General features: G+C 72.3%; 20 protein-coding genes. 7 read left to right on the forward strand and 13 right to left on the reverse strand.

Translation table 11 applies throughout. The features are described from left to right. Positions 1 to 126: 126 nt before the first annotated feature. Genes ACIPY5_RS05960 through ACIPY5_RS05980 form a run of 5 tightly spaced genes read right to left on the reverse strand, consistent with a single transcriptional unit; the run spans position 127 to position 5841 of the window. Positions 127 to 2436, reverse strand: coding sequence for an arylsulfatase (locus ACIPY5_RS05960; protein ID WP_400967843.1), 2310 nt, complete (start codon positions 2434 to 2436; stop codon positions 127 to 129). After that, positions 2437 to 3219 (reverse strand): ABC transporter ATP-binding protein, encoded by a 783-nt coding sequence (locus tag ACIPY5_RS05965; protein WP_400967846.1) that lies wholly within the window; start codon positions 3217 to 3219, stop codon positions 2437 to 2439. After that, positions 3216 to 4052 (reverse strand): ABC transporter permease, encoded by an 837-nt coding sequence (locus tag ACIPY5_RS05970; RefSeq protein WP_400967849.1) that lies wholly within the window; start codon positions 4050 to 4052, stop codon positions 3216 to 3218. Before ACIPY5_RS05970 ends, ACIPY5_RS05965 begins: the two co-directional genes overlap by 4 nt. Next, positions 4049 to 4840, reverse strand: a complete 792-nt coding sequence (locus ACIPY5_RS05975) for an ABC transporter permease (protein WP_400967852.1) — start codon at positions 4838 to 4840, stop codon at positions 4049 to 4051. Before ACIPY5_RS05975 ends, ACIPY5_RS05970 begins: the two co-directional genes overlap by 4 nt. Then, complete coding sequence (locus ACIPY5_RS05980; protein WP_400967855.1) at positions 4837 to 5841, reverse strand: ABC transporter substrate-binding protein; 1005 nt, start codon at positions 5839 to 5841, stop codon at positions 4837 to 4839. The genes ACIPY5_RS05975 and ACIPY5_RS05980 overlap by 4 nt, the downstream gene beginning before the upstream one ends. A gap of 219 nt (positions 5842 to 6060) precedes the next feature. Between ACIPY5_RS05980 and ACIPY5_RS05985 the strand changes: the two genes are divergently transcribed. Continuing rightward, complete coding sequence (locus ACIPY5_RS05985; RefSeq protein WP_400967858.1) at positions 6061 to 6684, forward strand: TetR/AcrR family transcriptional regulator; 624 nt, start codon at positions 6061 to 6063, stop codon at positions 6682 to 6684. On the opposite strand, the gene ACIPY5_RS05990 is transcribed toward ACIPY5_RS05985, so the two are convergent. The 3 genes from ACIPY5_RS05990 to ACIPY5_RS06000 form a co-directional block, all read right to left on the reverse strand. After that, positions 6681 to 8183 carry a GMC family oxidoreductase gene (locus ACIPY5_RS05990; RefSeq protein ID WP_400967861.1) on the reverse strand — a complete coding sequence of 501 codons (1503 nt, stop codon included), beginning with the start codon at positions 8181 to 8183 and terminating at the stop codon, positions 6681 to 6683. The genes ACIPY5_RS05985 and ACIPY5_RS05990 overlap by 4 nt on opposite strands. Positions 8184 to 8186: 3 nt before the next feature. Continuing rightward, the gene (locus tag ACIPY5_RS05995) at positions 8187 to 9620 is read right to left on the reverse strand and encodes an aldehyde dehydrogenase family protein (RefSeq protein WP_309339877.1); all 1434 of its coding nucleotides are present in this window, start codon (positions 9618 to 9620) and stop codon (positions 8187 to 8189) included. A gap of 137 nt (positions 9621 to 9757) precedes the next feature. Beyond that, complete coding sequence (locus tag ACIPY5_RS06000; RefSeq protein WP_400968489.1) at positions 9758 to 10903, reverse strand: DUF998 domain-containing protein; 1146 nt, start codon at positions 10901 to 10903, stop codon at positions 9758 to 9760. 89 nt (positions 10904 to 10992) lie between these two features. Between ACIPY5_RS06000 and ACIPY5_RS06005 the strand changes: the two genes are divergently transcribed. Then, the gene (locus ACIPY5_RS06005) at positions 10993 to 11643 is read left to right on the forward strand and encodes an HAD-IA family hydrolase (RefSeq protein ID WP_400967864.1); all 651 of its coding nucleotides are present in this window, start codon (positions 10993 to 10995) and stop codon (positions 11641 to 11643) included. A 42-nt stretch (positions 11644 to 11685) separates the two neighbouring features. On the opposite strand, the gene ptsP is transcribed toward ACIPY5_RS06005, so the two are convergent. From ptsP to dhaK, 3 genes are all read right to left on the reverse strand, one after another. After that, on the reverse strand, positions 11686 to 14163 hold the full coding sequence (gene ptsP / locus ACIPY5_RS06010) for a phosphoenolpyruvate--protein phosphotransferase (RefSeq protein WP_400967868.1): 2478 nt from the start codon (positions 14161 to 14163) through the stop codon (positions 11686 to 11688). A 7-nt stretch (positions 14164 to 14170) separates the two neighbouring features. Further along, complete coding sequence (gene dhaL, locus ACIPY5_RS06015) at positions 14171 to 14809, reverse strand: dihydroxyacetone kinase subunit DhaL (RefSeq protein WP_400967871.1); 639 nt, start codon at positions 14807 to 14809, stop codon at positions 14171 to 14173. 105 nt (positions 14810 to 14914) lie between these two features. Then, on the reverse strand, positions 14915 to 15910 hold the full coding sequence (gene dhaK / locus ACIPY5_RS06020) for a dihydroxyacetone kinase subunit DhaK (protein WP_400967874.1): 996 nt from the start codon (positions 15908 to 15910) through the stop codon (positions 14915 to 14917). Between the two features lie 260 nt (positions 15911 to 16170). Between dhaK and ACIPY5_RS06025 the strand changes: the two genes are divergently transcribed. Beyond that, on the forward strand, positions 16171 to 16938 hold the full coding sequence (locus tag ACIPY5_RS06025) for an IclR family transcriptional regulator (protein ID WP_400967878.1): 768 nt from the start codon (positions 16171 to 16173) through the stop codon (positions 16936 to 16938). Between the two features lie 231 nt (positions 16939 to 17169). On the opposite strand, the gene ACIPY5_RS06030 is transcribed toward ACIPY5_RS06025, so the two are convergent. Further along, complete coding sequence (locus tag ACIPY5_RS06030) at positions 17170 to 17679, reverse strand: phosphoribosyltransferase (RefSeq protein ID WP_105687665.1); 510 nt, start codon at positions 17677 to 17679, stop codon at positions 17170 to 17172. 210 nt (positions 17680 to 17889) lie between these two features. Here ACIPY5_RS06030 and ACIPY5_RS06035 point away from each other — a divergent pair, with 210 nt between their 5' ends. Beyond that, positions 17890 to 18837: a hypothetical protein gene (locus ACIPY5_RS06035; protein ID WP_400967881.1), complete on the forward strand. Its 948-nt coding sequence runs from the start codon at positions 17890 to 17892 to the stop codon at positions 18835 to 18837. Between the two features lie 44 nt (positions 18838 to 18881). On the opposite strand, the gene ACIPY5_RS06040 is transcribed toward ACIPY5_RS06035, so the two are convergent. Further along, a complete protein-coding gene (locus tag ACIPY5_RS06040; RefSeq protein WP_309342274.1) occupies positions 18882 to 19319 on the reverse strand; it encodes an Lrp/AsnC family transcriptional regulator in 438 nt (145 codons plus the stop codon). Positions 19320 to 19470: 151 nt separating this feature from the next. On the opposite strand from ACIPY5_RS06040, the gene pdhA reads away from it, so the two are divergent. From pdhA to ACIPY5_RS06055, 3 genes are read left to right on the forward strand one after another with little or no spacing between them, the layout of a single operon-like run. Further along, positions 19471 to 20613: a pyruvate dehydrogenase (acetyl-transferring) E1 component subunit alpha gene (gene pdhA, locus ACIPY5_RS06045; protein WP_400967886.1), complete on the forward strand. Its 1143-nt coding sequence runs from the start codon at positions 19471 to 19473 to the stop codon at positions 20611 to 20613. After that, positions 20610 to 21668 (forward strand): alpha-ketoacid dehydrogenase subunit beta, encoded by a 1059-nt coding sequence (locus ACIPY5_RS06050; protein ID WP_400967889.1) that lies wholly within the window; start codon positions 20610 to 20612, stop codon positions 21666 to 21668. The genes pdhA and ACIPY5_RS06050 overlap by 4 nt, the downstream gene beginning before the upstream one ends. Beyond that, complete coding sequence (locus ACIPY5_RS06055) at positions 21665 to 23170, forward strand: dihydrolipoamide acetyltransferase family protein (protein WP_400967892.1); 1506 nt, start codon at positions 21665 to 21667, stop codon at positions 23168 to 23170. Before ACIPY5_RS06050 ends, ACIPY5_RS06055 begins: the two co-directional genes overlap by 4 nt. Positions 23171 to 23459: the final 289 nt, after the last annotated feature.

A 23459-nucleotide genomic window follows, 5' to 3' on the forward strand; every position in this document is an offset into this window, starting at 1 on the left:
CCCCTCGCAGCGTCCACGCCCCCTCGCACGCACGTCGCTGCGAGGGGGCGCGGATACCCAGAGGGGGCGTCGACGAAGGTAGGCCCGGCGCAGGCCTGGCCCGGCCGGACCAGGTCCGGCCCGCCCTCAGTCCACGAGGTCGCGCATCTCCTGCTCGATCGCGCGGAGCACGGTCGCGTCCTCGGGCGACGGCTCGCCCGGGACGTAGCGCAGGGACAGGATCCGTCCGCGGGAGAAGCGGTAGGAGCGGTGGCGCTCGTAGATGTCCCAGTCCACGGGGCCGCCGTAGTCGTAGCCCACGCTGATGCCGGTGAAGGGCGCCATGCCGACGAGCATGGGCACGTCGTCGAGGCGGAGCCGCTCCACGCCGTCCACGGCGACCGTGAGGCTCCAGCGCAGGCCGAGATCGGCCCGCACCCGCAGGTCGATGCGGTGGCGACCGGATCCCGGCGCGCTCGCGCGCACCCGGCGCATCGCGCCGTACGCGTTGTACGAGAGCAGCAGCTCGCCGCCGTCCAGGGCGAGGAGGTACCCCCCGCCCTGATCGCCGTGGGCGAGGAGCACGCCCTCCGCACCCGGCTCCAGATCCAGCTCGGCGTGCACCTCGAAGGACCGCAGCACCGTGAGCCGCGCGGAGCGGAACCGCTCGAGCGGCGGACGGAACGGCACGAGTTCGACCGGCTCCGAGAGCGGCGCCTCCGTTCCGGGGCGCACCGAGTGCAGCGTGCCGTCGTCGTCGAGCGGGAACACGGTGTTCCGCCAGGCCTCGGTGCGCCAGCGCTCCGCGAGCGCCCGCACCCGCGAGGGCTCGGTCGCCGCGCGATCGCGCGTCTCGGTCGGGTCGCTCGGCAGGTGGTAGAGCTCCCACACGCCCCCGGCGGCGCCCTGCGCGCGTGTCGGGGGGATCGGCGAGACCGCCTTCCACTCCCCCTCGACGAACGCGCGCCGGCCGACGCACTCGAAGTACTGCTGCTCACGTCCCGGAGCGGCCGGATCCGCGAGGATCTCGGCGATGCTGTCGCCGTCCACCTCGGGCGCCGCCGTTCCGTTCCACTGCTCCGGGCGGGCGACGCCGGCGAGCTCGAGCAGCGTCGGGGCGAGGTCCGACACGAAGACGAACTGGTCTCTGAGTCCCGGCGACGCGGCCCCGGCGGGCCAGGAGATCACGAGCGGCGCGTGCACGCCGCCCTCATAGGTGCTCGACTTGAACGACCGGAACGGGGTGTTCGACACCCGCGCCCAGCCGGTCGGGTACTGCCCGTAGAGTCGCGGGCCGCCGATCTCCGAGAGATCACGGGGCACGTCGTTCACCCACCCGTCCGGAACCGCCCCGTGCAGCCCGAACTGCGAGAAGTAGCTGCGCGTTCCGGTCGGGCCGCCCTCGGCGGTGCCGCCGTTGTCGCTCGCGATCACGATGATCGTGTTCTCGCGCTCGCCGAGCTCGTCCAGCCGCGCGAGCAGGCGCCCCACGCTCTGATCGATCTCGTCGACGGCGGCCGCGTAGACCTCCATGTGGCGGGCGTAGAGCGCCCGCTCCTCGGCCCCGAGGTCGTCCCAGTGCGGGATCCGGTCGCCGTCCGCGAGCGGATCCCCCGGCAGCTCCGCGTGCGCGGGGACGATGCCCTGGGCGCGCTGGCGTGCGAACCGCTCTTCGCGCAGCGCGTTCCAGCCGCGCTCGTAGTGGCCGCGATAGCGCTCGATGTCCTCCTCCTTGGCCTGGATCGGCCCGTGCACCGAGGTGTGCGCGTAGTAGAGGAAGAAGGGCTTGCGGCGTTCGTTCACGCGGAGCTCGTCGATCATCCCGATCGCACGATCCGTCAGCTCGTCCGTCAGGAAGAACCCGTCCGGGAACTCGGCGACGTCGAGCACGGAGTTGTCCTGGACGAGGCGGTGCGGATGGTGCAGCGAGGTGAAGCCGTCCATCGATCCGAAGTAGCGGTCGAAGCCGCGCTGCAGCGGCCACGAGGACCGGTCGGCGCCGTCGTGCAGCCGGGACTCCACGGTCAGGTGCCACTTGCCGACCATGAACGTCGCGTAGCCTCCGGCCCGCAGCGATTCCGCGAGCGTGGGCGCCGCCGCGGGCAGCTCGCAGGCGAACCCCGGATAGCCCGGATCGATGTGGGCGACGAAGCCGAAGCCGGCCCTGTGCGGGTTCAGCCCGGTCAGCAGCGCAGCGCGGGCCGGGGAGCACATGGGAGCCGTGCGGTAGTTCGTGAACAGCCAGCCGTCGGCCGCGAGCCCGTCGATGAACGGCGTCCGGATCTCGCCGCCGAACGGCCCGAGGTCGCTGAAGCCGAGGTCGTCGACGAGCATGACGACGATGTTCGGCGCCCCTTCGGGCGCTGCCGGCCGGACGCGCCACGCGGGATCCGACTCGGAGGTGAACTCGCCGATGCGTCCCGGGAACCCCTCATAGCCGCGTGCCGCGTCGTCCATTCAGCCCGCCTTCCGGATGAGCCCGAAGATGCGGGTGCGGAGCTCGGCGAACTCCGCGGTCGCCCGGGTCTCCAGCTGATCGCGGGGGCCGCCGAAGTCGATCTCGATGATCTCGGTCACGCGGGCGGGGCGCTCGCCGAGCACGATGACCCGGTCCGAGAGGTACACGGCCTCGTCGATGTCGTGCGTCACGAGCAGGATCGTCATACCGAACTGCTCGCGGATCCGCAGGCACAGGTCCTCGAGCTCGAACCGGGTCTGCGCGTCGACCGAGGCGAACGGCTCGTCCATCACGAGCACCTCGGGGCGGTACGCGATCGCGCGGGCGATGGCGACGCGCTGCTGCATGCCGCCGGACAGCTGCCACGGGTACTTCGCTCCCGCGCCGGCGAGCCCGACCGCCGCGAGCGCCGACGTGATGCGCTCCTCCCGCTCCCCCGCGCTCAGTCGCAGGTGCCGCAGCGGCAGCCGCACGTTCTTCTCGACCGTGAGCCACGGCATGAGCGAGCGCGTGTACTCCTGGAAGACGAGGGCCATCTCCTCGGGCGGTCCGTCGATCTCGACGCCGTCGATGCGGGCGGATCCGGACGTGATCGGCTGCAGGCCGGTGAGGCACTTGAGCAGCGTGGTCTTGCCGATGCCGGAAGGCCCGACGATGCAGGCCACCTCGCCCGCCTGCACGTCGAAGGTGAGATCGGCGATGACCGGCACGTCGCCGCTCTTGGTGCGGTAGGTCTTGGCGAGGCCCTGGACGCTGAGCCGGGGGCTGGTGGTGATGCTCATTCGCTCTTCTCCAGTTGTTGTGAGGCGATGTACCAGCGCAGGACCGCGCGGCGGAACAGGACGAACAGGGCGGTGGACAGGTAGCCGAGCACGCCGAGGACGATGATGCCCGCCCACATGTCGGCGATCGCGAAGGACTGCTGCGCGAGCAGCGTCGCCGCGCCCAGGCCGGAGGAGGATCCGAGCATCTCGCTCGCGATCATCACGACGAACGCCGTGATGAGGCTCACCTGCATGCCGGAGAGTATTCGCGGGCTCGCGGCCGGCAGGGTCACCTGGAACAGCCGCTCCGCGCGGGCGAGGCGGTACACCCGCCCGACCATCTGCAGCGTGGGCTCGCCGGCGCGCACCCCGTCGATCGTGGAGATGAGGATCGGGAACAGCGCGGCGAGCGAGATCGAGAGGATGCGCGTGCCGTTGCCGAAGCCGATGAGCGACACGAAGATCGGCACGAGCGCGACCGGAGGGATCGCCCGGAAGAAGTGGATCGTCGGCTCGACGAACCAGCTGAGCGGCGCGATGAGCCCGAGCGCGCAGCCCAGCAGCACGCCGACGACCGTGGCGATGAGGAAGGCCACGACGAGGTTCAGCACCGAGACGCCGATGTCGCCGAGGAACGCGGGCGTTCCGATCAGCTCGCCCAGGCGTCCCAGGATCGCGGACAGCGGCGGGAAGAACGTGTTGGTGGATCCCGCCGAGGCGATCCACCAGAGCGCGATGAGGACGATCGGGACCGCGATCTCGACGAGGATCAGCAGCCAGCGCGGAGAGGCGCTCAGACGGCGCCCGCGCCGCAGCCGGGCGCCGGTCTGCACGGACGTGGTGAGGGTCATGCGTGTTCCGCCTTCCGGTACTGCGGGTGCCAGTGCAGCAGCCGCCGCTCGCCCCATTGGCTGAGCCCCTGGATGAGCAGGCCGAGCACGCCGAGGATCAGCACGTAGCCGAAGAGCTCGGGCTGGTTGCCGGAGATCTGCGACATGAGCAGGCTCTGGCCGAGTCCCGGCCCTCCCCCGAGCAGGCCCGCGACGACGGCGATGACGAGCGAGGTGGGGGCCGCGACCCGCAGCGCGGTGCCGATGTAGGGCAGCGCGCTCGGGATCACGATCCGGGTGAGGATCTCCGCGCGGGTCATCCCGTAGGAGGCGCCCGTGGCGCGGGCCACGGGATCGGTGTCGAAGACCCCCGCGGAGGACTGCACGGCGATCGCGATGAAGGAGCCGAAGAAGACCAGGAAGGTCCCCATGCCCGAGGTGGGGCCGAGCACGAGCACCACGACCGGGAGGATCACGATGGGCGGGATCGGCTTGAGGAACTCCAGCGGCACCCTGGTCGCGTGCATCGCGAGCGGAGAGGATCCGATCGCGATACCCAGCAGCACGCCGACGATCGCCGCGGCGAGGAGGCCGGTGAGCGCCATGACCAGGGTGTCCGCCATCGCCTGCCAGAGCTGCGGCGTGCCCAGCAGGCGGCCCGCCGCGCCCAGCGCCTCGAGGGCGGAGGGCAGCGGTGCGCCGGAGAGCGGGCCGACCGTCGCCGCGAGCTGCCACACCACGAGCGCGGTCAGTGCGCCGGCGGCGCCGAGCAGCGCGGGGAGGATGCGGGAGCGGGTCACGGTCGTCACTTCGCGAGGATGACGCCCGAGAGGTCGACCGGCTTCTTCAGGAACCCGAGATCCACCATCTTGTCGTCGGGACGCTGCAGATCCTGGGTCGTGACCGTCGCGGGCCAGACCGGCACCTTGACCTGATCGACCACGAGCGTCGACTTCGTGTAGGCGAGGCCGGCCTTGATGGCCTCCTCGGGGTGCGCGGTGGCGTACTCGTTGGACTTCGCGATCGCGCGCTGGAACGCGCTGATGACGTCCTTCTTCGCCGTCGCGGTCGCGTCGCCCGTCGTCCACAGACCGGTCGCCCCGGTCTCGAAGAAGCCGATCGACGGCGCGGCGAGCTGCGGGTTGCCGGCCGTGAGCGCCTGCGCGGTGAAGGGGCTGACGAGCCCCGCCGCGTCGACGTTGCCGCTCTTCAGGGCGGCGACGGCCGAGGTGAAGTCGAGCACGACCCATTTCACGCCGGTCGCGGGGTCGATGCCGTTCTTCTTGAGCTGCTCGGCGATGACGACCTCCAGCTGGGCCTTGCGGGCGGGGATCGCGATCGTCTTGCCGGCCAGCTCCTTCACCGAGGTGATGCCGCTGGACGCGCTCGCGAACAGGCCGGTATCGTCGAAAGCCGCGGGGTCGGAGGCGCTGGTCGCCGCGTCCGGGTAGCCGTCGGCGGGCGCGACGACCTTCATCTTCACGCCCTGGCTGAGGGCGTTGAGCAGCGGGATGCTGGGCGAGTAGGCGATGTCGACCTGCCCGCTCTGCGCGGCGGCGAGACCGGCGGGCGGGTTCGCGACGATCGACGTCTCGATCCTGAGTCCTTCATCGGCGAAGAACCCCTTCGCCATCCCGGTCAGCAGGCTGCCGTCGGAGGTGAGTCCGATCGTGGCGACCTTGACCGTGGTCGGATCGCCCTTCTTCCCCGGTTCGGCGCTGCCGGACGAGGACGAGCAGCCGGCGAGGGCGGCGGCCGCGCCGACGGCGACGACCGCGGCGGCGACACGGAGTGCGCGCGTGATGTGCATGTGTGCTTCCTGTCAGAGCGAGGGATGGGATCTCGGAGCGGAGGCGTCGCTGCGGTGCGACTTCATCGTCTTTAATCACCACTTGGTCACTTAAATATCCAGCAAGGCGTTAGTGTTGTCAAGATGTTTCAGAATCTTACGTATCCAATTGGACACGAAAGATGGCGCGGCTTCCCGTTGCGGCGCCCCTAGGATCATCAGGATCGGAGGAGGACTGACGTGCCCAAGATCGTTGACCACGACGAACGGCGGGACCACATCGCGGACGCGGCCACGAAGGTGATCGCCCGGGAGGGCTTCGAGCGCCTCACGATGCGCCAGATCGCCGCGGAGGCCGGCTACACCCACGGGGCGATCGCCCGCTACTTCCCCACCAAGGAGAGCCTGCTCACGGCGTCCTTCGTGCGGCTCCACGTGCAGGCCAACGGACGGATCCTCACCGAGGTCGCGGGCAAGCGCGGCCTCGACGCCCTGGAGCAGATGTGCCGCGAGATCCTCCCGTTCGGAGAACTCGGCCCCAAGTATGCCCGCGTCGTGATCGCGTTCTGGGACCACGCCTCGCAGGACACCAGGGTCACCCAGATCCACCGCGAGAACAACTCTCGCTGGCGGGACCAGTTCCGCCGCTTCCTCGTCGAGGCGAGGGAGGACGGGGAGCTCGCCGATCACATCGACATCGACACGGCGGTCGGCGAAGTCGCCTCGCGCAACGCCGGCTGGCAGATGGTCTCGGTGCTGCTGCCCGAGGTCGCCGGAGACGAGCGCATCGAGGCGGGACTGCAGGCACTGCTCGCGGAGCTGCGCGGCCGGACCCCTGAGGAGCCCGGCCGCGCGAGGTCCTAGCCCGCGTCCTCGAGCACGAACAGCGCGCCGCGCTCGCCGATCACGGCGGCGGGGGCGTTCGTGTTGCCCGTGGTGATCGTCGGCATGACCGAGGCGTCGATCACCCGGAGTCCCGCGATGCCGTTCACGCGCAGGCGCGGATCCACGACGGCGTCCGGATCCGATCCCATCCGGCAGGTGCCGACCTGGTGGTGGTAGGTGATCGCGGTGCGGCGCACCCAGTCCTCGACGTCGGCGTCCGACACCTCAGGACCCGGGTAGGCCTCGATCGCGCCCCACTCCCCCGCGAGCGCGGGCCGGGCGCCGATCCGGCGCGCCTGGCGGACGGATGCCGCGAGCGCGGCGACATCGCGCTCGTCCTCGAGGGCCGCGAGGTCGATGAGGAGCGGATCCTCCGCGCCGGGTCCGGACAGGCGCAGCGCGCCCCGGCTGTGCGGCGTGACGAGCCCCGCCATGAGGGAGAAGCCGTCGCCCGGTCCGTGCGCGCCGGGACGCGGGTCGAGCTCGCCCCACATCGGCACGGAGAAGTGGATCGGCTGGGTGTCGGGCTCGGCCAGATCCTCGCGCGAACGCCAGAACAGATGCGTCTGCGTGACGGAGACGCCGGGCTCCGGCGCCCCCACGGGCTCGGCGGTCGTGAAGATCACAGGGGACAGCAGATGGTCGTGCAGGTTCGCGCCGACCGCGGGGGCGTCGCGGACCACGTCGATCCCGAGCGCCTCGAGGTCCTCGCGCGGACCGATGCCGCTGCGCAGCAGGATCGCGGGGCTGCCGAGGGCGCCGGCGGCGAGGATCACCTCGTCGGCGCGGAGCTCGGACGCTCCGGCCGGCTCGGCGCCGCCGCTCAGGCGCACTCCCACGGCCACGCCGTCCTCGACGATCACGGAGTGCACCTCGGCGTCCGTGACGACCCGCAGGTTGGGCGCGCCCTCGACCGGGCGCACGTACGCCATCCAGGTGTTGACGCGGCGGCCGTCGCGCATCGTGACCTGCTCCTGCGAGACGCCGTCGAGAGTGCCGCCGTTGTAGTCGGGGTTCTGCGAGAGCCCCTCCTGGACCGCGGCGTCGATGATCGACCGCTGGATCGGCACGAGCGGGTAGTCGTCGGTGACGGGCAGCAGCTCGTTCTCGATCGCCTCGTACACGGGAAGCACCTCGGACCAGCCCCAGCCGGTCGCACCGGCGCTCTCCCAGCCGTCGAAGTCGGAGGCGGCGCAGCGCACCCAGATCATGGCGTTCAGCGCATGGGATCCGCCCGTCACCTTCCCGCGCGGCAGGTGCAGCCGGCGCCCGGCCGCGTGCTCCTGCGGCACCGTGAAGTAGTCCCAGTCCTCGGCGGCGTGCCAGAGCTCGCCCGCACGGGAGGGGTCGTGGATCGCGGGGTTGGTGTCGTATCCACCGGCCTCGATGAGCGTCACGTCGTACCCGGCGTCCACGAGACGCCGGGTGACGATGCTCCCCGAGGTGCCGGCTCCGACGACGATCGCGGAGCGGGCCATGGCTCAGGCCTTCCGGCCGGGGCCGGAGACGACCTGGGGCACGGCGACGGACTTGAGGCCGGCGACGCCGAACTCGAGGCCATAGCCGGAGCTCTTCACGCCGCCGAACGGCACCATCGGGTGCAGCCCTCCGTGCGAGTTGATCCACACCGTGCCGGACTGCATGCGGGTCGCGGCCTCGCGCGCCGCCTCGGGGTCGCTCGACCACACCGAGGCGCCGAGGCCCACGTCGACCGCGTTGGCGAGCGCGAACGCCTCGTCCACGTCGGAGTAGCGGATGATCGGCAGCGCCGGCCCGAACTGCTCCTCCTGCACGAGCGCGGCGTCGTTGTCGATGTCGGCCACGATCGTGGGCCGGTAGAACAGCTCGCCGAGCTCGGGGGCCGCCTCGCCTCCCGTCACGACGCGGGCGCCGCGGGCCTTCGCGTCCTCGACGAGGCGCGAGACGATGTCGAACTGCTGCTTGTTCTGCAGCGGGCCCAGGACGTTGTTCTCGTCCAGGCCGTTGCCGATCGGCACGGATGCGGCGATGCCGGCGAGCGCGTCCACGACCTGGTCGTAGAGCGAGTCGTGCACGTAGAGGCGCTTCATGGCCGCGCAGGTCTGACCGGTGTTGATGAACGCGCCCCAGAACAGGTCCTCGGCGATCGCGGCCGGATCCGTCCCGGGCAGCACGATCCCGGCGTCGTTGCCGCCGAGCTCGAGCGTGAGCCGGGCGAGGTTGCCGGCCGAGCTCTCGATGATCTTGCGGCCGGTGGCCGTGGATCCGGTGAACATGATCTTGTCGATGTCGGGGTGCGACGCGATGCGCGCGCCCACCTCGCGGTCGCCGGAGATCCCGATCAGCACATCGGCCGGCAGCACCTCGTTCATGACCGACAGCATCGCGAGCACGCTCAGCGGCGTGTACTCGCTGGGCTTGGCGACGACCGTGTTCCCCATCCGCAGCGACGGGCCGATCTGCCAGATGGTGATCATGAGCGGCCAGTTCCACGGGCCGATCGCGCCGACGACGCCCGCGGGCTTGTAGACGAGCTCCGCATGCAGGTTCTCATCGTCGACGAGCACCTCGGGCTCCAGCACGGTCGTCGCGTTGGTGCGCAGCCAGGCCGAGCACGCGCCCAGTTCGAACCGGGCGTTCGGACCGTTGAGCGGCTTGCCCTGCTCGCGGGAGAGCAGCTGCGCGAGCGCCTCCGCGTTCGCGTCGAGGGCGTCGGCCGCCGCGAGCAGCAGCTCGCTCCGCTTCGCGTGGCCGAGCGCCTCCCAGGCGGGCTGCGCGGCCTTGGCCCGGGCGATCGCGTCATCCAGGTCGGCGACGGTCTGCACCGGGGCGCGGCCGATGATCTCGCGCGTGGCGGCGTCGGGGATGTCGCGGCCGGAGCCCTCGGGCGCCTGGATGCGGTCGAGCAGCGCGGACGCGGCGGACGTGTCGGTCATCGGTCTCTCCTTCGAGTGTGCGGACGACGGTCGATGCTCCCATTCTCATCCGGCGCCGATGCGGCGGGTTGTCCCCGAGCGCGCCGGACATGTCGTGCCGCGAAGGGATCCGGATCCGCTCTCCGGGGGAGGCTCGCTCAGCGCCGCGCGACGGACTCCGCGCGCTCGGGCCGCGCGGCGTCCCAGGGCCCGTGATCGGCGCCGGCGGTGCGCAGGAACACGATGATCCAGCTGAAGATCAGCACGGCGGCGATCAGCTCGACCGCGGTGAGGTTGTAGTAGCCGGTCGCGAAGAACACTCCGAGCAGCGCGATCACGAGCACGTACACCCAGCCCAGCACCACGAACACGCGCGAGATCCGGCGGAGGAACCAGGGCAGGCCGATCACGACCGCGGCGAAGCACACGGCCATGCCGGTCGCGACCGTGTTGTGCAGCAGGAAGAAGCGGTCCACGGGGAAGACGCCGACGCAGGCCAGGAGCAGGCCGATCAGGATGAGCGCCACGCGCACGATCGTGCGCCCGCGCTCGTCCCTCAGCTCCGGCACGGGCAGCGCCGCCGTGGCGTAGCGGGCGATCGTGGTGACCATCACTCCGGAGACGATCAGCGTGAGGTTGAACGCGGGCGAGGAGGCGTTGCTCGACATGCCGAGGGCGGAGAGGTTGTCGCGCCACCAGTGCGGATCCGTCGCCTCGAGCATCGCGGTGAGCGCGCCGATCACGAGGAACACCGCGAGGATGAGCGAGATCGAGGTGGGGCTCAGCGCGATCGCGCTGAGGTAGCAGACGTAAGCCGTGAGGGCGAGGGAGACGCCGACGAGGACGGCACCGGGGAACGGGAAGACCGGGGCGTCGCGGAAGCCGGCCTCGAGGAGCGCGGCGAGGCCGAACAGGGCGAGCAGCGCGACCGCGCCGTGCGCGAGGGCGATCGCGGTCAGCTCGTACCAGCGCAGACGCTGCCCCGGCGTCGCGAAGCCGTCGTTCGCCGTCGTCGGATCCTGTTTCTCGGGTGCCTCGGCCGCCTCCATGCGCAGCCCGATGCGCCCGGCGGAGAAGCTCAGCACGGCGACGGCGGCGCCGCCGATCGCCGCGACCGTGCCGACGGACCACGGCCCGGTGATCGACAGCGTGCGATGCCAGAAGATCACGAGCGCTACCAGGAAGCCCAGGACGAAGGCGGCGGCCCCGGTGAGCAGCGCATCGGTCTCGCGCATCTGGCGGAGCGTCGCGGAGGCGCGCGCGTCCCGCAGCCGTCGCATCAGTCGCTCCCACTCGGCTCTCATCACGCCGCCCTCCCTCATCCCGTCCAGCCTAGGGCTGCGCGAGCGGGCGCCCGGGGAACGCGGAGCGGAGCCGCCACTACCCTGAGAACATGACCCAGACCTTCCACGCCCGCGCCGCCCTGCTCGACATGGACGGCACGCTCGTCGACTCGACCGCCGTCGTGGAGAGGCTGTGGCTGGCCTGGGCGGAGCCGCACGGACTCGACCCGGAGTTCGTGCTGAGCGTCGTGCACGGCCGCCAGGGCCATCAGAGCATGGCGATCATGCTGCCGGACCGCCCGCACGAGGAGAATCTCGCCGAGAACCGCGTCATGCTCGAGCGCGAGAGCGGCGATGTGGACGGCGTCGTCGAGGTGCCGGGAGCGGCCGCGTTCCTGCAGGCCCTCGCCCCGTTCCCGCACGCGATCGTCACCTCGGCCGACGACCGGCTGATGCGCGTGCGCATGGGCGCCGCAGAGCTCGGCGTGCCGACGGGCCCCGTCACCGCGGAGCACGTGAGCGCCTCCAAGCCGGATCCGGAGGGCTTCCTGCTCGGCGCCTCCCGACTCGGTGCGGATCCGGCGGACTGCATCGTCTTCGAGGACTCCGGAGCGGGGATCCAGGCCGCCCGCGCCGCGGGGATGCGCGTGATCGGCGTCGGCGCGGGATCCGCCGCGCACTCCCCGGACGCCGTCGTCGCCGACCTCACCCACGTGACGATCGCCCCCGCCCCCGACGGCTTCGTCCTGACGGTCGACTGACGGGCGCCCCGGGGACGCCCCGGGGACGGGTCCTCGGCGCCGTCAGCCCAGAGCGGCCGCCGCCGCGGCGCGCGCCTCGGTGGCCGTCGGGGCGCCGAGGGCCGCAGCCGCGGCGCGGCGGCAGTCGTCGGCCGTCAGCGCGCGCAGGCGCGCAGACACCCGGGCGAGCGAGCGCGCCGTCATCGACAGGCTCGTGACGCCCAGGCCGACCAGGACGGGCGCGAGGGCCGGATCCCCGCCCGCTTCGCCGCACACGCCCACGGGCTTGTCCGCGGCCCGGCCCGCCTCGCCCACGGCCGCGATCAGGCGCAGCACCGCGGGCTGCCACGGGTCGTTGAGCGCGCCCAGCGGCGCCGACAGCCGGTCGGCGGCCATCGTGTACTGCGTGAGGTCGTTGGTGCCGAGGCTCACGAAGTCCACCACCGCGAGCAGCTCGGAAGCCAGGAGCGCCGCGGCGGGCGTCTCGATCATGATGCCGGCCCGGGCGATCCCCGCCGCCCGGCAGGCCGCGGCGAAGTCGCGGGCCTCGTCGACCGTCGCGACCATCGGGGCCATCACCTCGAGCTGCGCGCCCTCCGCCGCACCCGCCGCGGCGATCGCCGCGAGCTGGTGGGCGAGCAGCGCGGGATGTTCACGCGCGACGCGCAGGCCGCGCACGCCGAGCGCCGGATTCTCCTCGTCCGTCGCGGTCGCGAACGGCAGCGGCTTGTCGCTGCCGGCATCGAGCGTGCGCACGACGACCTTGCGCCCCGCGAACGGCGCGAGCACCCCGCGGTAGGCCGCGACCTGCTCGGCGACGGTCGGCTCCTCGGCGCGATCGAGGAAGCAGAACTCGGTGCGGAACAGGCCGACGCCCTGCGCGCCCGCCGCGGCCGCGGCGACCGCGTCGGCCGCGCCGCCGACGTTGGCGAGCAGCGGAATCGCGGTGCCGTCCGCCAGCAGACCGGTGCCGTCGAAGGCGGGGACCTGATCGGCGGAGACGACGGCCTCCCCGGCGGGCGGGTCGAGGCGCACGGTCCCGGCCTCGCCGTCGACGAGCACGGTGGTCCCGGCCGCGATCCCGACCGCACCGGCGACGCCGACGACCGCCGGGATGCCCAGCGCGCGAGCGAGGATCGCCGTGTGCGAGGTCGGTCCGCCCTCCTCTGTCACGAGACCCGCGCACCGGCTGCGGCCCAGCGTCGCGGTCTCGGCGGGGGCGAGATCCCGCGCGACGAGCACGAACGGATCCGCACGCTCGGGGATCCCCGGGACCTCCTGCCCGGTCAGCCGTGCGACGATGCGGTCGCGCACGCTCCGCACGTCGACCGCGCGCTCTGCCAGGCGCCCGCCCAGACCGCGTAGCACCTGCTCCTGATCCGCGGCCTCGTCCCACACCGCGCGGGCGGCGGACACGCCCTCGGCACGCACGCGCGCGGCGGCGCCCGCGGCGAACTCCGGGTCCGCGGCAAGCAGCGCGGTGGCCTCGAGGATCTGCACGGCCTCGCCGTCGGATCCTGCCGCCGCCGCACGCAGAGCCGCGACGACCTCGGCCGCGGCGGCCGGGATCCGCTCCGCCTCCGCCTCTCGCCCCGCGGCCGGCAGCCGCCCCGCGGGCGGCTCGGGGATCGCCGCGCCGAGTTGCGCGACGGGGGCGATCGCACGGCCCGGGCTCACGCCGAGACCACGGAGCGTCGATCCGGGAGACAGGGACGCCGCCGGGGCGGTTCCCCCCGAAGGGACGGTTCCCCCCGAAGGGACGGTTCCGGGCGCCAACGGAGGTCCGTCCATCTCGCCGAAGCCGTCCTCGAACAGCGCCGCGACCCGCTCGACCGCGGCGGGATCCCCGGCCAGCTGCACCTCGTCGCCCGGGCGGGCTCCGAACGCGAGCAGTCGCATCATGCTCGGCGCGGGGACCGGATCCCCGTCCGGAAGCCGCCGCAGCCGCAGCTCCGCCCCGGCTGCCGCCTGCGCGATCAGCGCGGCCGGGCGCGCATGCACGCCCGCGGGGTTGCGCACGAGGACCGTGCGCACCCCTTCTCCCGGCCGCGAGACCGCAGACGCCGGCGCGCTCTCCTCGAGCTCAGGGCCCCCCGACCCGGCCGGTGCCTGCGGCTCGTCTCCCAGCTGCGCCGACTTCGCGATCAGCGCGCCGTTCGCCTCCGCGGCGACCTCGTCGAGCGACGCCCCCTGCGCCGCCGTCACGGACGCCGCGAGCAGTCCCTCCACGAAGGGCGCGGAGGCGAGTCGCACCGGAACCTCGCTCGCGCGCAGTTCGAGCGCGAACTCGGCGCTCATCACCGCGGATCCGAGGTCCATCAGCACGAGCACCCCGTCGCAGACCGCGGCGAGCTCGTCGATCGCCGCGGCCACCCGCGTCGCGTCGGTGCCGAGGATGGGCGCGCCGCCCGCGTCCTCCCCCGCCCCCGCGGCGAGCACGATCGGCACGGTCCCGCCCGGCACCATCTGCGCGGCGAGCTCCTGCGCGGCCTCGGCCAGGCGCAGGCTGTGCGAGACGGCGACGATCCCGACGGCGCTCATCGGCGGGTCAGCCGGCGACGGCCGCGGCGAGCGTCTCGAACAGCAGCGTCGCCGACGCGGATCCGGGATCCATGTGGCCGGCGCTGCGCTCCCCGAGGTAGCTGGCCCTGCCCTTGCGCGCGACGAGGTCGATCGTGGCGTCGCGGCCCGCGGCAGCGGCCGCCGCGGCGGCGGCGGTCGCCTCCTCCGCCGCCTTCCCCTCGGCCAGCGCGGCATCGAGCGCGTCGATCGCGGGCGCGATCGCGTCGAACAGGGTCTTGTCGCCCGCCTCGGCCTTGCCGCGGGCGACCACGCCCTCGAGTCCCGCACGCAGGCCCGCGGCGAGCGCCGCCGGTTCCACCTCCGGCTCCGCCCCGAGAGTCGCCCCGATCCGCAGGAAGAACGTGCCGTAGAGCGGACCGCTCGCCCCGCCCACGGTCGACACGAGAGTCATGCCGACGGTCTTGAACAGGTCGCCCGCGGTCTGCGGCGAGGTCTGCTCCACCTTCTCGACGGCCGCGGTCATGCCGCGGGCCATGTTGGCGCCGTGGTCGGCGTCGCCGATCGCGGAGTCGAGCTCGGTGAGCCAGTCGCGCTGGGTCACGACGGCGTCGCGGAAGCGGTGCAGCCAGTCGACGAGGACGGCGAGCGGGATGGTGTTCGACATGCAGATGTTCTCCTTCGGACGGTTCCTGAGGCCCGCGTCGCGAAAGGTGCCGTGCTCGGATCCGGAATCCGGCGGCTTCCGCGATGGGGGCGGTGTCGGCGAGGGTCAGGCGCCCCAGCGCAGGCCGGGCGTGACGACGGGCGCGTCCCACAGCCGGATGAGCTCGTCGTCGGCCTTGAGCACCGTGACCGAGCAGCCCGCCATGTCCAGCGAGGTGATGTAGTTGCCGACGAGGTTGCGGGCGATCGTCACGCCCGCCTTCTCCAGCAGCGCCGCGACCTCGCCGTACATGAGGTACAGCTCGATGAGCGGCGACGCCCCCATCCCGTTGAGCATCACGATCGCCGGGGATCCGGTGAAGTCGAGGTCCGCGAGGATCGGCTCGACGAGCTGCGCCGCGATGTCGCTCGCGGGTGCGAGCGGCACGCGGTGCCGGCCGGGCTCCCCGTGGATGCCGATGCCGATCTCCATCTGGTCGTCGGGCAGGTCGAAGGTGGGCTTGCCCGCGGCCGGCACGGTGCAGCTGGTCAGGGCCATGCCCATGGACCGTCCCTGGCCGTTCACGCGCGCGGCGAGGTCGGCGACGGCGGCGAGGTCCCTGCCCTCCTCCGCGGCGGCGCCCACGATCTTCTCGAGCAGCACGGTGAGGCCGACGCCGCGGCGGCCGGCCGTGTAGAGCGAGTCCTGCACGGCGACGTCGTCGTCCACCACCACCGAGCGCACCTCGATGCCGTCCATGGCGGCGAGTTCGGCGCCCATCTCGAAGTTCATGACGTCGCCGGTGTAGTTCTTGACGATGTGCAGCACGCCCGCACCGCGGTCGATCGCGGTCGTCGCGGCCTGCATCTGGTCCGGTGTCGGCGAGGTGAAGACCTCTCCGGCGCACGCGGCGTCGAGCATCCCCGCCCCGACGAACCCGCCGTGCAGCGGCTCGTGACCGGACCCGCCGCCGCTCAGCAGCGCCACCTTGCCCTCGGCCTTGCGATCCCGGCGCAGGATCACACGGTTCGCCATGTCGACGTCGAGCTCCGGATGCGCGAGCGCGAGCCCGCGCAGCGATTCTGCGAGCACGTCCTCCGGGGCGTTGATGAGCTTCTTCATCCTGCGACCTCCTTGTTGCAGTTCCACCAGCACCGTTGTCTTCCGAGGAGCATTCCGCGGCCCTGGATCCCGAGGATCCGCCTTCCGGGGCGTGCCGCGACACGGAGGACGGAGCCTCTTGCGCCGGGGGCGACAGCACTCCAGAATCGGAATACTTTTCGTTAATGTCGAATATGCGTTGAGGCCGTCGGATTGTCAAGAGATCCGGCAGCCGGATCCGCACCGCCGTCGCCGCCGCCGTCGAGGAGGGAGCAGCACCGATGATCCAGGCGATCGATCGCGCCGCCAAGGTGCTCGAACTGCTGCAGGGATCCCGCCATCTCGGCATCACCGATCTGGCGACCGCACTGCAGCTGCCGCCGTCGACCGTGCACGGGATCGTGTCCTCCCTGCGCGAGCACGGCCTCGTCGCCAAGGAGCGCGGGGGGCAGCGGTACATGCTCGGCCCCACGCTGCTGAAGCTCAGCAGCGTCTACCTCGACTCCCTCGATGTGCGTGCGCGCTCGATGCGCTGGACGCAGGAGCTCGCGCGGCGCACCGGCATGGCCGTGCGGCTCGGTGCCCCGCACTTCACGGAGGTGCTGGTGATCCACCACACGCTGCGGCCGGACGACAGCCCGCAGATGCTGGAGACCGGGGCGGCGCTGCCGGCGCACGCCTCGGCCATGGGCAAGGTGCTGCTCGCGCACGATCTGGGCTTCCAGCGCGCGGTGTTCGCGGATCCGCTGACGAGCCTCACGGGCGACACCGTCACGGATCCCGCGGCGCTCGCGGCCGCGCTGCCCGCGATCGCCGAGCACGGCTACGCGACCGAGGTCGACGAGGCGGTGCTCGGGGAGTCGTCGCTCGCCTCCCCCGTCGCCGACGCCAGGGGCGACATCGTCGCGGCGGTCGCCGTGGTCTACCCCACGGCGGACGGCCCCGCCGCCGACGCCGTGCTGCACGCCCTGCGCGACACCGCGCGCAACATCTCCCGCGAGCTCGGCGCCTCGACCTGGCCCCCGCGCATCGCTCCCCCCGACGACTGACCCCTCGCGCACGGTCGCCCTCGCGGCACGGTCGCCCTCACAGCACCCATCCGCGAGACTCCATCTGGGCGACGAGACAGCGGGTGCGAAGCGCATTCTCGTCGCGGAGTTGCAGTCTCGCGGTCAATGGCCCCGCGGGCACCCCTTCCCACAACGGAGTCGTCCCCGGGAGCGCACGCTATGGCGTGCGCTCCCGGGGACGACTCGGAAGATGGAGAAGAGGAGAGGGGGTCAGGCGGTGGGGGGAAGACCCAGGTCCTCCTCGCGGACCGTGCCCTTGGCCGACCACGGGAAGTCGATCCACCGATCGGTGTCCTTCCAGGCGTAGTCGGGCTGGATGATCGTGGTCGGCTTGGTGTAGATCGTCACCGAGCGCACGTCGGCGCCCTTCTCGCGCAGCAGCTCCACAGCGAGCGCGAGGGTGCGACCCGAGTCGGCCACGTCGTCGACGAGCAGCACGCGGCGGCCGTTCAGGTAGTCCATGTCGAGCGCGGGCGGGATCACCTCGGGGGCGTCCAGCACCGTGCCGATGCCCGTGTAGAACTCGACGTTGATCGCGCCGCAGTTCTTCGCGCCGAGGCCGTACGCGATGGCGCCGGCCGGCAGCAGCCCGCCGCGGGCGATCGCGACGACCACCTCGGTCTCGAAGCCCGATTCGAGGATGTCGCGGGCCAGATCCCGCATCGCCTCGCCGAAACCATCCCAGGTGAGCACTTCCCGCTCGATCACCGCATCCGTCATGGATCCATTCTGCCGTGCGGATCCCCTTCCCCGGTACGCGGATCTTCCCCGGTACGCGGATCCCCACCGGATCCCGAGGATCCCCTGGACTCCCGCCGCAGAGGCCCCGGCAGGTGTGCCGCGCCGTCCAACCACGTCGCGCGGACGAGCAACCGGGGGCGGATCGGCGTTCCTAGGCTGGGGGCGAGTCGACGCCGAGAGGATCCGCGCATGGACATCACCACCGGACACAACGCCCGGCAGCGCGGCTTCGATCCGCTGCTCGCCGAAGCGCCGCCGCTCGACGCCGCCGACCGCGGCTATCGCGAGGAGAGGGACGCGAGCGGTGCGGCCGCCGCCGTCGCGCGGTTCTCGGCGCGCGCGGAGTCGGATCCGGATGCGGTGTGGGGCGCGCTGCGCCGGCACGAGCTCGACGTGCGCGTCGCGGGCGAGGATCCCGGTCCGGCCTTCGGCCGGATCCTCGACGACTGGCTGCGCGCGATCGCGGCCGATGAGCGCCCCGGCGACGCCGAAAGCTCGGCGAGGGTGAACGTGCCCTCGCGCGACATCGCCCTTGTGAACGCGCTGTCCGCACGCGGCTTCGCCCCCACCGGCATCCGCGCGGTGCGACCGCTGCCGCGGGGCGCGCTCGCGCCGGCCCCCGCGCTTCCCGCCGAGCTCGACGGCGCGGTGGTGCGGACGGCGACGCTCGACGACGCCCCGGCCCTCGGCGCGCTCGACGCCCGCTTGCTCGCGCTCGACGCGCACTTCGCCGGCGTCACCGAGCGTCCCGGCGCCGCCGCCATGTTCGCCGAGGCCTACCGCGCACGGCTGCGGACCGCCCCCGACACCACCTGGGTGCTCGAGCGGCCTACGGGGATCACCGGCTGCATCCACGTCATGCCGGATGCGGACTCCCCCGAACCGGACACGCTCGCCCTCGCGGCGTCCGGCGGGCAGTACCTCGTGGTCATGTACCTCGACGAGTCCGAGCGCGGCGCGGGGACCGGCGCGGCGTTCTGCGACATGGCGCACCGCCTGCTGGATGCGGCCGGCAGCCCCTACACCGTGCTCAGCTACGCGGTCGCGAACCCGAGGTCCGGTCCGTTCTGGTCGCGCATGGGCTACCGGCCCGTGGTGACGGAGTGGCAGCGCCGCCCGGCGGTGCTCGCGGTCTGACATCCGCGGCGGCATGTCGCGAGGAGAGAGCGCGCGTCCGCGCGTCAGTTCCGGCCGAAATCCTCGAAGATCAGGGTGGTGCGGGTCGAGCGGACCGCGGAGATGGCCTGGATGTCCTCGAGCACGATCCGGCGGAGGTCGCGCGCATCGCTGGCTCGGACGAGCAGGATCACGTCGAAGTCGCCGCCCACGAGCGCCATGTGCTCGACCTCGGGGATGCGCTGCAGCTGCTCCTGCACCTCCTGCCAGGCGGGCTGCTCGAGCGCGAGCATGACGTAGGCGGAGGCGTGGTGGCCGAGCAGCACCGGATCCGTGCGCACCGTGTATCCGGTGATGACCCCGGCGTCGGTCAGCCTCTTGATGCGGGCGTGCGCCCCCGCGCGCGAGATGTGCACGGCCTCGGCGATCGCCGTCATGGACGAGCGCGCGTCGCGGCGCAGCTCGTCGAGGATCGCCAGGTCGATGTCGTCCAGCTCCGCCATGCGTGCGCCTTCCCGTTCGTGATTCAGTGACACTCTGCATCATTCTGGCGTTCTCGTGCTGCAATCGTCCACATCTCGCTGGACTCTGTTGGACGAGTGCGTATCCCGCCGCACACTGGAGGCATCACGTTCGGCAAGGAAGGCGGACCCGATGCAGCACACGATGCCTGCCACGAGCCACACGCACGCCGCGGACCCCCGCGACCTGCTCCCCCGCGACGAGCCGGTACGGCTCATCGACGAGACCGGATCCGCGCACCTCGACGACGGCTATCCGATGCCCGCCGACGAGCTCCTCGGACGCGCCTACCGCGGCCTCGTCGAAGGGCGCCGGATCAACGACCAGGCGAACGCCCTGGTCCGGCAGGGACGCCTCGCGGTCTACCCCTCCTCGCACGGTCAGGAGGCCTGCCAGATCGCGGCCTCGCTCGTGCTCGGCGCGCAGGACTGGCTGTTCCCGACCTACCGCGACTCGGTCTCCGTGATCGCCCGGGGCGTCTCCCCCGCCGACGCCATGGTGCTGCTGAAGGGCGACTGGCACTCCGGCTACGACCCTCACGAGCACCACGTGGCCCCGCAGACCACGCCGCTCGCGACGCAGCTGCTGCATGCGGCCGGTTTCGCGCAGGCCGCGAAGCACCGCGGCGAGGACACGGTGGTGCTCGCGATGTGCGGCGACGGATCCACGAGCGAGGGCGACTTCCACGAGGCGCTGAACTTCGCCGCCGTGTTCCATCTGCCGGTCGTCTTCTTCGTGCAGAACAACGAGTTCGCGATCTCGGTGCCGCTCTCGCGGCAGACCGCCGCCCCCTCCCTCGCGCACAAGGCGATCGGCTACGGCATGCCCGGCCGGCGCGTGGACGGGAACGACGTCGCCGCCCTCCTCGCCGTGCTCGGCGAGGCCGTGGACCGGGCACGCGCCGGAGGAGGCCCGACCCTCGTCGAGGCCCACACCTACCGGATGCAGGCGCACACGAACGCCGACGACGACACCCGCTACCGCGAGCGCGCCGAGGTGCAGGCCTGGGCGGCGAAGGATCCGCTGACCCGCCTCCGCACGCATCTCACGGCGCGCGGGCTGCTCGACGAGGCCCGCGAGCAGGAGCTCGCGCAGGGCGCCGAGACGATCGCCGCCGCACTCCGCGACGCCCTGAACGCCGACACCGACCTCGATCCCGAAGACCTGTTCCGGTTCGTGCGCAGCACCAGGTCGCCGCAACTGCAGGAGCAGTGGCACCAGCTCCGCGACGAGCTGGAGCGCTCCGCATCCGCCGCCGAAGGAGGCACCCGATGACCATCGCGCACGAGGACGTCCGCGTGGACGCCGCACACCCCGACGGCCGGCCCGCATCGACCGTGCAGACCATGACGATGGCGGCGGCGCTCAACCGCGCCCTCGCCGACGCGATCGAGGCCGACCCCGAGGTCATCGTCTTCGGCGAGGACGTGGGTGCCCTCGGCGGGGTGTTCCGCATCACCGACGGACTCACCGAGCGCTACGGCGAGGACCGCTGCTTCGACACCCCGCTCGCCGAATCCGGCATCGTCGGCACCGCGGTCGGCATGGCCATGAACGGCATGCGCCCCGTGATCGAGATGCAGTTCGACGCCTTCGCGCTGCCTGCGTTCGAGCAGGTCGTCAGCCACGTCGCCAAGCTCGGCAACCGCACTCGCGGCGCTCTGCCGATGCCGATGGTGATCCGCATCCCCACGGGCGGCGGCATCGGCGGCGTCGAGCACCACTGCGACTCCTCCGAGGCCTATTACGCGCACACGCCAGGCCTGACGGTGGTCTGCCCGTCGACGCCGCAGGACGCCTACTCGCTGCTCCGCGCGGCGATCGCGTCCCCGGATCCGGTGATCTTCCTCGAGCCGAAGAAGCTGTACTGGACGAAGGGCGAGGTCGACACCTCCGTCGTCGGAGAGATCGGATCCGCCCGCATCGCCCGAGACGGCAGCGACGTCACGCTGATCTCCTACGGCTCCTCGGTCGCGACCTGCGTCGAGGCCGCCGAGATCGCGGCTGCCGAAGGACGCAGCATCCAGGTCATCGACGTGCGCACGCTCACCCCGATCGACGATGCCACGATCACCGCCGCCGTCCGCGCGACCGGCCGCGCCGTGGTCGTCGCGGAGGCGCCCGGCTATGCGAGCGTGGCGAGCGAGATCCAGTCCAGGGTGTTCGAGCGCTGCTTCGAGTTCCTCGAGGCGCCCGTGCGGAAGGTCACCGGGTTCGACACCCCGTTCGCGCCGCCGAAGTTCGAGCACTGGTACCTGCCCGACGCCGACCGCGTGCTCGACGCGATCGACACGCTGCACTGGCTGGACGAGCACGGAGAAGAAGCATGACCCTTCGAGAGGCCTCAGGGGCCCCCACCGCGACGACGAAGGTCTTCCGCCTGCCCGACCTCGGCGAGGGCCTCACCGAGGCCGGACTCGTGCAGTGGCTCGTGCAGGTCGGCGACACCATCCGCACGGACCAGCCCATCGCCGAGGTCGAGACCGCAAAGAGCGTGGTCGAGCTTCCGTCGCCCTATGCCGGCGTGGTCCTCGCGCTGCACGGCGAGCCCGGCGAGACGATCGATGTGGGCGCCCCGGTGCTCGAGGTCGCCGATCCGAGCTCGGACCGGTTCCTGAGCGAGCGCAGCGAGACGAAGGACGCCGGCGGCGATGTCGAGAAGGACGCCTATCGCGCCGAGGAGCGCGCCGGATCCGGATCCGGCAACGTGCTGATCGGCTACGGCACGACCGAACGCGCGGGATCGGGCCGCCGCCGCGCCCGCCGCACGGCCGGTCGTTCCCTGGGGCCGTCGAGCGAGGACGCGGCGCCGCCGCGACCGAGACGAGACACCGCGCCCGAGGAGCCCCCCGCACCGACGTCCGCGTCCCCGGACCGGTTCCTGAGCGAGCGCAGCGAGACGAAGGGCGGCCCGGTCGCGGTGCGCTCCCCCCTCGTCCGCCGGCTCGCGCGGGACCTCGGAGTCGACGTGCTGCGGATCAGCCCGACCGGATCCGACGGCGCCGTCACCAGGGCCGATGTGCTGCGCGCGGCCGTGGACCAGGCGGTGGACGGGATATCGCTGCACACGCTCTCCTCCCGGTCCGGCATTCCCGCCGCGACCCCGGAGGCGCCCGGAGGCACCGTCGACGGCCTCGCCGTCGCCTCTCGCGAGCGCATGTCGCCGTTGCGCAGGGCGGTGAGCGCCAAGCTCACCCGCAGCCGGTCGGAGATCCCGGAGGCCACGGTCTGGGTAGACGTCGACGTCACGGAGCTGTGGGCGCTGCGCGCCGCGATGGCCCCCGAGGGCGGCCGCGCGCCGTCGCTCACCGCGCTCGTCGCGCGGTTCGTGCTCATCGCTCTCGCCGAGCATCCGCTGCTGGCCTCGCGGCTGAGCGACGATGCGAGCGAGATCCTCTCCTTCGACGGCGTGAACCTCGGCGTCGCGGCAGACACCGAGCGCGGCCTCATGGTCCCGGTGATCCCGCGGGCGCACGAGCTCAGCGTCGACGAGCTCGACGTCGCGCTGCGCGAGCTCGCGGCGACCGCACGTTCCGGATCCATGCCTCCGGAACGGCTGCGCGGATCGACGTTCACGCTCAACAACTACGGCGGTCTGGGCGTCGACGGATCCGCCGCGATCATCAACCACCCCGACGTCGCGATCCTCGGCATCGGCCGGATGATCGAGCGCCCGTGGGTAGTCGACGGCGCGATCGTGGCGCGGCGCATCGCGCAGCTCTCGCTCGTCTTCGACCACCGCGTGTGCGACGGCGGCTACGCCGCCTCGTTCCTGCGCCGCGTCATGGAACTCCTGGAGCACCCGGCCCGCGCCTTCGGCCGGGTGCGCTGAATCCGGCCCGGGTCCCGCTCCCCCCCCCCGTTTGGGGCGCGTGCCCTCCGTTTGGGGCGCATCTCGACGCCGAATCTTGCGGTGACGCGCCCCAAAACGCACGAACGCGCCCCAAACCGGGTGGTGAAGGCGCGGGAGCACCGTCCGGAGCAGCAACCGGATCCGGGCCATCATCCGGGTTCGGATCCGGATCCGGCGGATACGACCCTTCGATCTCGGCCTCGATTCCTCCGGCCGGTCCGGCCCCGAGGACCCGAAACTCACGTTTGGGGCGCACTCCTCCCGTTTG

The sequence above is a fragment of the Microbacterium sp. NPDC089698 genome, assembly GCF_044749045.1.
Lineage (GTDB): Bacteria > Actinomycetota > Actinomycetes > Actinomycetales > Microbacteriaceae > Microbacterium.